Here is a 12,490-nt window from a genome sequence, read left to right on the forward strand (position 1 = left end):
CAACATTAAACAAAAGACTGATATTAGTTTTCAATTCTTCTGTAAGTTAATTCTCACCTGTCAGATTAATTTGTGTCTAGTACAATTTATATCAACTCCCTCTAGAAAGCTAGATGGATTTTCCATTGTACAATCTGACTTTCTAATAGTCTCACCTAACTCTTTAAAAGCACTACTATTTCTTTCGAAATATCCATTTTCTATAGCTGTCAAAACACTTTTCCCACCTAAAAGACAACTCTGCCCTAAACTTGATTTATTCTCTAACTTGTTAAATCTTACTTCATTGACAAGCCTCACTTCTATTTTATTACTATCTTTCTCACTAGGACATAGATGAATACTGATCTCTCCTACTTCAGTGGTAAAAGACATTTCAATGATATCTCCAGAGCACTCTGTATAATTTCTCCTTCCTCCTATATTTTCAACTCTAATTATACTGTTTCCAATTTGGAGTATACCAATGTTTAGATTTAAATCTTTAGCTTTTTGATTATTTAATATCCTTGCAACTTCAACAATACTATTTTGTGGATAATCTATGCAAAAATATCCATTATCTATTTCTAGTCTAAAGTCATGTTCATCAATTTGCTCACTTTTATTTATAATACTTTCAAGTGCTAATTCCTTAAGCTTTAAAAGGTTTTCGGATCGTTTACTCAAAGTGTCTAAATCTGAACAAATTACGTTCACAAAATCTTCATGCTCTTCGTCGCTCAATCCATTTAAAGATGCACCTTCTGATATTACCTGAAATATTTTGCTCTTGTGTAAGAACTCATGAATTCGAGTAGTGTCAGCAGATAAATATAGCTTTTGAAATATGTCAGCTATACGATCTATCAAGGACATACCAGATTTATATGGAAAAGTGAACATTATTCCTTGTTCCAGTGCTGCGCTTATAACTTTATCAAGTTCTTTTTCGCACTCCTCATAATCTTCTTTGCTACCAGAGTAACCTAAAATGTCTAGATAATCATGAATCTTATTTATTTTTTGCCAAATACTTTCATACTTTTCTTCTTCTCTTGTATTCAGCTTTACCTTTGTTAGAGAAAAAGAGTCTTTTTGACGGATTAAAAGAAAAGTATCTTTTCCTTTTTCTTTATGGGTTATCTCGTCAGTATAGAATAGCTGACTGTAACGCTTACCAAAACTTTCATCATAATCAGGGCTAGGGCTAACATTGTCTTCATTTTCACTTTCACTATCCGTTCCATTCCATACTTCAATCGGGAAATCAGTATTTTCAAGGTTTTTATCTTCGCTTGTGAAACAATTTTCTGTTTTTCCATATAGCCGAGTTGATTTATGATCATCGCTACTTTCATTATCAGCTTCATTCCATACTCCAATCTCGCAGTCAGTATCTTCAGAGTCTTTATCTTCACTTGTTTTATCATATTGATTATTTTCTCCTTCTCTACATAGCCAGGTTAGTTCTTGATCATCATTATCTTTAATACACCTGGTTTCTACTTCAGGTATAGACTGAGTTCTCGCTATTTCTTTTCTTACGTTTTCTTTGTTTATTTCATCTGCAAGAGAAACTTCATTACCAATATAGAAATTTTTCTGTTTTAAACTCTCGTTTTCCTTCTGCAGACTATTGAATTCTGCAAATAGCTCTTTATACTCTGATAAATACATACACAATTGATCTCTTATGTCACTAAGTTCCTTCTTTTTTTCTAGTATCTGATTTTCATAATTACCTTTCAAATCCTCTATACTGTTTATCAGCACTGTACTTTCTTTTCTTACTCTGTTTAACTCAGCTTCAGTCAAATCGAGTTTTTGCCGTAACTCTTCATTTATTTTGTCTGTTAACTGAATTTCATTCTTTGCCTCTTTTAATTGGTTATTTAAGTTCTGAGTTACATCACTTTTGTTCTGAGTTTCTAATGATAATATTCCTACCTTCTGTTTTAGCTGTTTGATTTCTTGATCATTTTCAGTTACACTTATTATACTTTTTTGTAATTTAACTTCAATCTTTTTAATTTTTCCTTCTAGGGTTTGCATTTCTCTGGCAAATTCACTTGCTTCCTCTTCTGCTCTTTTCTTATGGTATTTTTGTAACTCTACATTTTTTTTAAGATCAAAATTTTCCTGTTGTAGATTTTCTATTTTGCTTTCTAAAATATCTATTACTTGATTTTCCTCACTGCTAATCTCACATACCTCTTCAGGAAAATGTGCAAATTTATAAGATGAAATGCCTTCAAGGACGTTACTAGCAAATAAATTATATTGTACTACCTGCTTCGAACTAAACATACCTATACCCCCTACTAAAATAAACAAGTAATATATTGTATGCGCTATATATCATAAATAAAATCGGTTTGAACATAATCTATTTACTAATTCGTATTGTGAATTTTTATAGAATAGGTTTAGGTGTAAAATATTATAATATCATTAAAGTAGATGGATAAAGCACAGTCTTTTTGAGAGGATAAATTTAATGAAAAGACCATACTAATTAGTGTTATAAGGAATTTGATCATTTACTCTTTCCAAAAATCACAAGAAAGTACCTACCTTCGTGAGAACAATTTAAATAAAAGCGGCGTTATGTAAATAAGAATGTGAAATTGTTGTAACAAAGTTATACAAAACAGTTTGTATGTAAACATGGCTAAAGTAGGTTAATATAGTTGGTCTTAGCGTACAGTGAAATCACCATATAAAAAAGTTCCTATGTATTACGTGGTAGACCAACACATCCCAAAACGAACAGTTCTCACGGTTGGTGTTTTTAGTTACTGGAAATGGTTATCTTACTTAATTATTAACAAAATGCAATACTAAATTAATAGTAGTTTATTTTAGAATAATAATTAAGGTAGACTTATAAAAAACAGAATTAAAAAGCAAATAAAAGGCCTTATATTGAGCCTGCTAAAAGCCTTTTGCCCAAAATTACTCTAAGTCTGAAAAATTTTCTAAAATAGTAACTGACAAAGTTTTAAAGGTAGAGCAACATGCCTAAAATATATTAAGTTTTGTTAGGTAGGAGATTAAGTATGGGTTACGAAAAGATATTATTAGCTTCTATAGGAGAAAGTGATTCTTATAAGGGGGCTAAAGAATTGGAGATCAAAAGGTGGTGTAGTGCGTACTGGCCACTAATGGAAATCTGGGGAGAAAGAAAAGCACTGTTTTTTCAAAAGGTCTTTAGTGATAAAACTTGCTGGGAAGTAATGGGTGATCAAGTTAAACTCAATAGATATACTGCTGGAAAAAAATTGCTAACATTGAAAGCTGAAGATGGGCAAAAGAATCTTCTCAATCCCTTTGACCGCTACAGGATTGCATGCTGGTGTTGTTTTGAGGACGAGATAAGAGCTATTTTTGAGGAATTTAAATTAACATTAGGTAATAAGCCAGTAGAGAGTTTAGTTAAGGGATGTGATAACGGGGCTTTAATGGTCTACTGGTCACATGCTATGAATAACCAGGAACATCAGTTAGAATTAAATAATGAGCATCCATACGTTTACGCTTTTAAATGTGCAATGCTGGAAAAGCATGTTGAAGCTTTGGAATTCTTCTGGAATAAGTTACAGTCAATTGGTTCTGTATCCCCAAAAAGGAAAGAAGATTTATTAATGGAGGTAGCATATAATAAAGGGCGTTTTTCCACTGACGATGTTGGTATGGTTGATTTCTGTCTACGTTACCTTCATGAAGATAAGTATAATGAGTTATTGAAAAGGGATTTTAAACAACATGGGTGTTATTATACTTTAAGTATATTAAGAAGAAACCATTCTTTCGAAAATGCTAGAAAGCTATTTGAACATTTAAAGCCAGAAGATTTATCTCCTGAAGCTTATAGTACATCAATGTTTTCGGCATTAAACTCGCTTGTTTCTGCACCAGATGATAATTTTATCAAATCTGGTAGTGATATGCTTACCTCTATGTGGAATAGTCCTGGCTTTGAGTCTCATAAACAACACTATTTAAATAAGCTAAGCGAACAACTCTCATCAACCAGAGATTTGGTAGCTGCTATCCAATAATTTAACGCTTCCAAATTTCTGTAAAATTTTGCAATCAATCTGTAGACTTTTTTTAAATAAACACAAAGCTTCGTTATACATTTTTTTTCATGAACTCAACTGCTTCTTCACTAAACCTAAAATCTAAACCCTGTTTTGTAATTTCTATCGAGTCTTCATTTAGCAATTGGCACATTGTTTCTATGCTGCAATCATCAACTCCTATGTTACCAAAAACCATAGCTTTTATGAATGATGAGCCATTAAGTTTTCTCTTTCTTTTTATAAAACCTACTGCAATTGATATTTCGTCTGCTTTTTCATTAAAGAATTCATTGAGGTCTTTTGATAAGCAAGCTATTCTGTCCATTGTAAGTTCTCTCATTCATATATCCAAGAGAATTTATACCTTATTATTTTCCTTCACTCTATCAACTTTACTTACACTTTTCCTTAACTTGACGCGTATGGTTTATTTAACACTCCCTTCATAAATGTTGGAGTGAATAAGTAGGAATATTATGTTTTTTTCCTAAGTTGTAAAATTTCAGAATGAGAGAGACCGGTAATTTGAGCTATAACATCTATAGAGACACCGGCCTTGAGTGAGTTTTTTGCAACTTCAATTTTACCTTCAATTTTACCTTTTTCATGGCCGATTTGGATGCCTTCTTGTCTACCTTTTTCTTGACCTACCTTAAGACCTTCATCAAATTTTTGAGCGAAAGCAGCAATCTCATCCATTATGCGTTTTTTCATTTGTTCATATGCTAGTAACTCTTCTTCTGACCAATTAAACTTATTCATCTCTTCATAAGCTCGTTTTATTATTACGTCACTACCAACTATTTTATCTAGGTCTTCTTCGTTTGTTTCTGCTGCATATCGGAAAAAATAACACCATTTTTCTACTATATTTTCTAATTGGTCTTCTTTTGTCTTTGTAAATTTTGGTAATTCTATGAATACAAAGTAAAAATCCTTTAAGTCATGTTCAAAGCTATTTTGATCTAAAATGACATGATTAGATTTGTACTCAGCCTTATCTGGAAAAATAATACAGTCAGCAACAGCAATAAAGATAATTTCTTTAAGGTTATGATAATCATCACCTTGATCAGCTTGACTTGAGTAGGCTTTGGCAGCATAATACTGAGCGCGTTTTTCGAAGCCCTTGGTCTTAGTGAACTGCATTTCTATAATGTATCTTGAGCCTTGAGAGTCTTTACAAAGAACATCGACAATACTCTGCTTTTTAGCGGCAATTTCAGGGTCTAAAATGGTAGCTAAGAATTCAACATCGTGAATAGCAGCTAAGCCAGTAAAGCCTAAAATATCGTTTAAGAAATGAATGAGAATGTCTTTATTCTTTTCGGTGCCAAATATTCTTTTGAAGGCATAATCATTGCGTGCATCAAGAAACTTAGAAAGAGCCATGAGAAAGTAAGATAAAAAGCATTAATAATTATACACAATTGTGAAGAAATATTCAACTAAAATTCAAACATAGAAAGAAGTATCCCTTTTGTATATCTTTATAAAGAAAGAGCTCTTTGAGAAACTCTTTGATAGAGGCCTAAAACTCGTCACTAAAGTAAAAAAAAGGTATGAAAAATGCACTAATTTCACTTAAAGAGAAGATTTTACTAAGGAAAAGATCGATTGTTGAGACTGTTTTCGACTCCTTGAAAAACAAATTTGAGATTGAGCACACAAACAGATCGCCAACAAATTTCCTAATTCATGTTTTTCTGTTCTGATTTCCTACTCCATGCAGTCCAAAAAGCCTTCTATTTCTATGCCTTTCTTTATCCACTAATCCATAACTGGGGTCTTTAGCTGAAATAAAGCCATGTGGTGCTACAGAAGAAAAATTCATCATACTCTAAAAATCATAAATACTAGAATAAATTTTTTAGAAATTATCTTAAGCTATTAACCTAATATGGTTTTGAGAATCTCCAACAAAAAATACAAAGGGAAGACAAAAGATGGTCCTCCCTTCTGCTTGGGCTTTTGTTAGTAAGCTTTTTCAGGTACTTGTTGGGTAGCTACTTCTAAGTCAGGTTTATCTAGTTTATCACTAGGCTTTGATGCTAAATATGTAATACCACCGACAATAACTCCTATTACTAACGCAGCTGCTACAGCTATACCAACTATAGCCAATATTGGTAATTGAGCAGTGATAACACCACATTGAATACCTACTATCAATGCAGTTATAATACCCAAAGTAACACCAGTTTTTATTGCTTTGCTAATTATGTGTTTAGTTTCTGCCTCTTTTAAAAGCTGTATTACATTTTCATTATTAGCTAGGTCTCTTGGAGTTTTACTGTACTTATTCTTTTTTAAAGGATTAGCTCCTGCTTTTATTAGAGAATTTACTACATCCATATGACCATTTTCAGCAGCCAAAATTAAGGGAGTTTTTCCGTATTCATCTTCTTTATCAACATTAGCTCCTGCTTTTATTAGAGAATTTACTACATCCATATGACCATTTTCAGCAGCCCAACTTAAGGGAGTGTTTCTGTATCTATCTTCTTTATCAACATTAGCTCCTGCTTTTATTAGAGCTTCTACTTCTTCTTTTTTACCATTTTTAGCAGCCAAAATTAAGGGAGTTTTTCCGTATTCATCTTCTTTATCAACATTAGCTCCTGCTTTTATTAGAGAATTTACTACATCCATATGACCATTTTCAGCAGCCCAACTTAAGGGAGTTTTTCCGTATTCATCTTCTTTATCAACATTAGCTCCTGCTTTTATTAGAGAATTTACTACATCCATATGACCATTTTCAGCAGCCAAAATTAAGGGAGTTTTTCCGTATTCATCTTCTTTATCAACATTAGCTCCTGCTTTTATTAGAGAATTTACTACATCCATATGACCATTTTCAGCAGCCCAACTTAAGGGAGTGTTTCTGTATCTATCTTCTTTATCAACATTAGCTCCTGCTTTTATTAGAGAATTTACTACATCCATATGACCATTTTCAGCAGCCCAACTTAAGGGAGTGTTTCTGTATCTATCTTCTTTATCAACATTAGCTCCTGCTTTTATTAGAGCTTCTACTTCTTCTTTTTTACCATTTTCAGCAGCCCAACTTAAGGGAGTTTTTCCGTATTCATCTTCTTTATCAACATTAGCTCCTGCTTTTATTAGAGAATTTACTACATCCATATGACCATTTTTAGCAGCCAAAATTAAGGGAGTTTTTCCGTATTCATCTTCTTTATCAACATTAGCTCCTGCTTTTATTAGAGAATTTACTACATCCATATGACCATTTTCAGCAGCCCAACTTAAGGGAGTTTTTCCGTATTCATCTTCTTTATCAACATTAGCTCCTGCTTTTATTAGAGAATTTACTACATCCATATGACCATTTTCAGCAGCCCAACTTAAGGGAGTTTTTCCGTATTCATCTTCTTTATCAACATTAGCTCCTGCTTTTATTAGAGCTTCTACTTCTTCTTTTTTACCATTTCTAGCAGCTAAAGGCAAAGATGCTTTTCCTTCTTGTTTATATAAACTATATTGACTTTTTTCCCAACTCAATTCTCTACAGAGAATAAAATTTCCTTTGAAGCTAAAATATTCATCTCTTTTATCCATATCAACAGAATTTATTTGTTTACCACCCAACCATTCTTGCAATTTTAGTTCTAATTCTTTTTGTTGTAAACATTGTGAGGTAACTATTTGATTGTACACATGACTGACTGCTGCAAGGTGAAGTTTCCATACCATATGATCATTAGTATTTTTCTTGAGAAGTTTTTGATTGCTGATCAAATACTTCATAGTTTTATATATTGCGGATAGTATAAAGTTATCTTTTGAATTAACGCAAATGATTGAATTTTCCAAATCGTCTGAGTCCCAGGGGATGTAAGGTGCCATTTTGTAGCCCGTATCATTCATACTTATTTCCCCAATTTTCTCTGCTGCAGGTAGAATATCAAAATCAAGGTATATTGCTGGCCCGTTTTCAATAAGAATAATAAGACGCATTACATCTATTTTCCAAGCAAAAGGTATTTTCTTGTTTTCTAAAAATCCAAGATCATACTTATCTTTAAATGTGTTATTGAAATCCACAATTTTTATATTAGTTTTTCCACCTTTATCGATGCTTTCTAAGTCATATATCTTTTGTACCTGTTGTATCGTTAGTCCTGTCGAAATATAATACAGCCTTATTTCACGTTGTGGCTCATGATCTGCCCAATTCAACAACCTAGTTTTGTATGGAAATGATTCATTGTCCGGAAGAGGAAGTTGATTATATTCTAACTCCGAAGGGTCCCTTACAAACCATAACATTTCGATTGGTACATTTTCTGGCAAGGATTTCTCAAACTCTTCTTTTTTGCTATCACCTAACATTATCTTAACTCTCATTAACTATCAAACACCCTTTAAATATACCATAAATATATAATAAGTTCAACTAATTCTTAACTTAATGCTAAAAATGCACTAAGTAAATATCTAGCTCCCTAGCATCACAACAAATTGAATTATTTACTCTTTAAAAAGGTCGTATATTTTTGAGAACACGTTACGTAAAAATAGGATTGTAAAAATAGAAGTTTGAAATATTTACAGCAAAGTTACGCAAAACTGTTCATATGTAGATTTAGCAAAAGTAAGCCAATATAGATGGTTTTAGCATACAGTGAAATTATTATATTAAAAAGTTCGCACGTATTGAGTAGTAGTCCAACGCATCCCAAAACAAACTCTTCTCTCACTAGCTAGTTTTGGGTTCTGGAAATGGCTGTGTCGTTTAGGTTTTTAGTGATGTGTGAGATTAAGTGGGTATTAATTTATTTGTAATAATTTAGACTTGATCTGACAGAAGAATTGACGAGTTCAAAACTGATATCAGAATCTGTTTTAATGTTATCAATATTTTTTTTGGTAAGCAATACTCATACTATCAAAAAAGGTCTGCATAGGCATAGCAATACTTACTGGAATGAGTTCTATCTCTGTTATAAGAATGCAACCAATGACGACATCTAACTGAAGCTCCTCCAAAGTACTATAAATCTTTTTCCTAAAGATAATATTGTAACATTCATCTTGCATAGTTCTATGAAACCTTTGACATATACCATTAGTTTGTGGAGAATAAGCTTTGGTTCTAGAATGATCAATATTTTCTACTCCCAAATATAACAGGTACGCATGACTACCTGGTTTACCACAATACTCTGTACCACGATCAGTTAAAATGCGTAGCAATGGAACTTTCTGTTCATCAAAAAATGGTATAACTCTATCATTGAGAAGATCTGCAGCTGTGATAGCAGTTTTCTCCGTATAAAGCTTAGCGAAGGCCACTCTAGAGTAGGTGTCAATAAAAGTTTGTTGATAAATTCTTCGAATACCTTTGATATTGCCTACATAATAGGTATCTTGACTACCTAAGTATCCAGGGTGTTGTGTCTCAATTTCGCCATTGGCTTCTTTTTGTTCCCTAGTTTTTTTCTAAAGCAGCAACTTGCTCCTCCGTTAAAATTATACCGTCTTGGACCACCTTTGCTTCCAGGGCTTTCAATCTCTTTTTAAAATTTTCGAGATCGTTTCTTTGCCATATTGACCTTATACCACTAGCAGATATTAGAATTCCTTTTTTCTTTAATTCATTAGCTGCTCTTTCTTGTCCATATGCTGGAAACTCTACTGCTATTTTAACTACTGCTTCTTTTGTATCCTTTGGTACTCTATTGGTAAGTAATGGTTTGCTTTTGTTTATCTCATATAATGCTTTTCCCCTCCTGTTTCATATAGCTCTTTGAAGCGGTAAAATGTATCCCTTGAATATCCCATTACTTTACACGCTTGGGATACATTTCCTAATTGCTTTGCAAGTTCTAGCAACCCCAACTTTGGTTCTAGTATTTTTTCTTGTGTTGTACTCATGTCTGACACTCCTTTAAAATTTATTTATATTTTTATCTTACTTTATTAATCTGTCAGATCAAATCTAAACTATTCTACCAAAGAAAGGTGTTACCCCTTATATATTTGGCAGCAGAAAATGGTCATACATATATAGTTAACCTTCTTCTAAAGGAAAAGGCTGATGTTAATGCTAAGATTAAGTAAGGTATTACTCCTTTACATTTGGCAGCATAAAATGATCGTATAGATATAGTTGATCTTCTGCTTTCTAACTCAAATATTAATGTTGGTTGCATAGATCTTAAACTTATTACTGGAAAAAGTGCAAGCAAAAAAAAATCTTGTTCAAAAAAAGACTTCAAGATAATGAATTGTTCAATACGCTAAAACAAGCAGCAACAGAAATAGGTGAAAATAAAGTAGATGAATTACTGGAATCAAAAAATAAGTATAGTTTCAAACCAAGCTTAAACTACTCTCCAGATGGTAATAATGAAAATAAGACTATTGAAATTGCTATTAAAGCTGGTGGAAAGTTATTAGATCTTTTATGTACTTATGCTGAGAAGAATATAGGTACAGACACTGAAATATTTAAACGACTCAAACATGCTAAAGAAAACTCTCATTCTAAGAGAGATCTTTGTGATGTTTCTGTTTTAAAACATTCTACTCCAGATCAAGGCTTTTTGTTTAGTAATGGTTAATGCTTCCTTCTATAATGCAAAACCCATACTCACCCAACCTAATTGATTACTTGCAATCTTGATTCCAGTTTTAAGCCACTCGGATGACAGAGAAAGGATTACTTGCATGACATGAAAAGGAGCACCTAGTAGATCACTTCTTCACAAGGATCTTATCAGCAACACGCATATCAATTATGCTCCAATTGCTAAAAGTAAAGTCGGTTGTATTTTGCAAGTGGCTTAAATAATCCCATGCGCTATAAGGATTATCTTCAGGCAATTTTACTGTGGCACTGTCATCGAGTATGATATTCCATCTTCTATTTCCTACATAAACACAAGAAGAAATATGATCACTTAATTGAGTTTTCTTCTCTAGTATATATTTAATGAATTTTAGGCTTGATAACGAATTTTGTCCTTTGATTATAACGAGGTTATCTATCTGGTAATCATCTACAATTACTTTACCTTCAGAGTCAATTACTGAAGTTTTGTTATCATCTTTCCAAAGAGCAAAAGGTTTGTGTTCATTTACATCAATGAGTAAGGTGTGGGGTAAAATCCTATAAATTCTTACATGTGTTATCCATTCGCTTACAGATTGTATATTATCTGTTAGTTTTGAGAGTGATACATACATGATAGGTTGTGTTCTATCTACTAAGCTTAGAATGTTCTGTTCATTTGTAAATTTGTTTCCAGTAACGGTTACTTTGTCGATTGAAAATCCATTGCTAATTAATAAGCTCGATAAGCGATCGTTACACCAAGTAAAGTAGTAATTGAATCGATTTGTTATTTTATCAAGTGAACTATAAAGTACTAGTGTAAGGAAGAGTGCAGTTATAATCATGAAAGCACACTTGCGCAAAAAACTCCTTTGGCTTCTAGTAACATTGTTCAACATCGGCTTGATCTCTAATATTCTTATGGTGTAAACTGTCTTTGACAATAATTTTAATTAATTCATTAAAATCAATTCCTTTTGTCAATTTTGCAATTTCTGGTACTAACGATAATTCAGTAAAGCCAGGATGTGTATTAATCTCAAGCATTTTTAAAGTGTTATTTTGGGGATTATAACGGAAGTCTGAGCGGGAGACAGTTTTGCATCCTAAAAATTGATGAACTTTTAGTGCGTGTTCCAAGGTCATTCTATATATGTTGTCAGGAATTTTAGCAGGAAATATATGTTCTGCAAATCCATCTGTATACTTTGCTTCATAATCATAGAATTTATTTTTTGGTCGTATTTCCATAGTGCCAATTGCTTCGTTCAGCAATACAGCAGTATGTAACTCTATACCCGGTATGTATTCTTCTATGATTATCTTTTCCACTATAGTAGAACTGTTATTTTTTAGCTCTAAGTAATCCTCATGTGAGAAAATCATGTGTACTCCAATGCTTGAGCCTTCGTTAATCGGTTTTAAGACGTACGGGTAATCAACTTTAATATTATTTTTTAGCACATCTTCTCGACTAATTACATAACCTCTTGGAGTATCGATATTAAGAGAATGGAATATATGCTTTGACATCACTTTATTCATAGCAACAGACGAAGCCATAACTTCTGAGTGTGTATATTTTATACCTAAAATCTCCAACAAACCTTGAATACAGCCATCTTCACCATAAGGTCCATGTAGGGCAATAAAAGCAAGAGCGGGATTAGTTTTTTTAAGCTTTTGAGCAATGTTGCTATCAACATCTATTTCTATTGCCTTATATGAAAGGCTGTCAAGCGCCTTCTTTACTGCTTTTCCGCTCATAAGCGATATTTCTCTTTCGCAAGAAAATCCACCACTTAAAATTGCTATAGTTGGAACCATAAGCACCCTAATA

The 12,490-nt window shown here is 32.6% G+C and carries 8 protein-coding genes and 3 pseudogenes; 4 read left to right on the top strand and 7 right to left on the bottom strand.

Annotated elements, in window-relative coordinates; translation table 11 throughout:
- Positions 1–60: 60 nt before the first annotated feature.
- The gene (locus tag wTKK_RS05510; RefSeq protein ID WP_407512609.1) at positions 61–2,289 is read right to left on the bottom strand and encodes a GumC domain-containing protein; all 2,229 of its coding nucleotides are present in this window, start codon (positions 2,287–2,289) and stop codon (positions 61–63) included.
- A 752-nt stretch (positions 2,290–3,041) separates the two neighbouring features.
- On the opposite strand from wTKK_RS05510, the gene wTKK_RS05515 reads away from it, so the two are divergent.
- A complete protein-coding gene (locus wTKK_RS05515) occupies positions 3,042–4,043 on the top strand; it encodes a hypothetical protein (protein WP_407512611.1) in 1,002 nt (333 codons plus the stop codon).
- On the opposite strand, the pseudogene wTKK_RS05520 reads toward wTKK_RS05515, so the two are convergent.
- Positions 4,026–4,392, bottom strand: a pseudogene (locus tag wTKK_RS05520) (IS4 family transposase); the annotation flags it as partial. The gene wTKK_RS05515 and the pseudogene wTKK_RS05520 overlap by 18 nt on opposite strands.
- 149 nt (positions 4,393–4,541) lie before the next feature.
- Positions 4,542–5,459, bottom strand: a complete 918-nt coding sequence (locus wTKK_RS05525; RefSeq protein WP_407512612.1) for an Rpn family recombination-promoting nuclease/putative transposase — start codon at positions 5,457–5,459, stop codon at positions 4,542–4,544.
- Between the two features lie 97 nt (positions 5,460–5,556).
- Here wTKK_RS05525 and wTKK_RS05530 point away from each other — a divergent pair.
- A pseudogene (locus wTKK_RS05530) lies at positions 5,557–5,841 on the top strand (transposase); the annotation flags it as partial.
- Positions 5,842–6,041: 200 nt separating this feature from the next.
- Here wTKK_RS05530 and wTKK_RS05535 read toward each other — a convergent pair.
- Positions 6,042–8,423, bottom strand: coding sequence for an ankyrin repeat domain-containing protein (locus wTKK_RS05535; protein WP_407512613.1), 2,382 nt, complete (start codon positions 8,421–8,423; stop codon positions 6,042–6,044).
- A 522-nt stretch (positions 8,424–8,945) separates the two neighbouring features.
- Positions 8,946–9,968, bottom strand: a pseudogene (locus tag wTKK_RS05540) (IS481 family transposase).
- 87 nt (positions 9,969–10,055) lie between these two features.
- Here wTKK_RS05540 and wTKK_RS05545 point away from each other — a divergent pair.
- Both wTKK_RS05545 and wTKK_RS05550 read left to right on the top strand, forming a co-directional pair.
- The gene (locus wTKK_RS05545) at positions 10,056–10,154 is read left to right on the top strand and encodes an ankyrin repeat domain-containing protein (protein WP_407512614.1); all 99 of its coding nucleotides are present in this window, start codon (positions 10,056–10,058) and stop codon (positions 10,152–10,154) included.
- Positions 10,155–10,291: 137 nt separating this feature from the next.
- Positions 10,292–10,657 (top strand): hypothetical protein, encoded by a 366-nt coding sequence (locus tag wTKK_RS05550; RefSeq protein ID WP_407512615.1) that lies wholly within the window; start codon positions 10,292–10,294, stop codon positions 10,655–10,657.
- Between the two features lie 133 nt (positions 10,658–10,790).
- Here wTKK_RS05550 and wTKK_RS05555 read toward each other — a convergent pair whose 3' ends face one another.
- Together wTKK_RS05555 and wTKK_RS05560 are read right to left on the bottom strand one after the other, a co-directional pair.
- On the bottom strand, positions 10,791–11,549 hold the full coding sequence (locus wTKK_RS05555) for a cell division protein FtsQ/DivIB (RefSeq protein ID WP_407512616.1): 759 nt from the start codon (positions 11,547–11,549) through the stop codon (positions 10,791–10,793).
- Positions 11,530–12,483 carry a D-alanine--D-alanine ligase gene (locus wTKK_RS05560; RefSeq protein WP_407512617.1) on the bottom strand — a complete coding sequence of 318 codons (954 nt, stop codon included), beginning with the start codon at positions 12,481–12,483 and terminating at the stop codon, positions 11,530–11,532. The genes wTKK_RS05555 and wTKK_RS05560 overlap by 20 nt, the downstream gene beginning before the upstream one ends.
- Positions 12,484–12,490: the final 7 nt, after the last annotated feature.

Source organism: Wolbachia endosymbiont of Trichogramma kaykai (assembly GCF_045765165.1).
Taxonomy (GTDB): domain Bacteria; phylum Pseudomonadota; class Alphaproteobacteria; order Rickettsiales; family Anaplasmataceae; genus Wolbachia.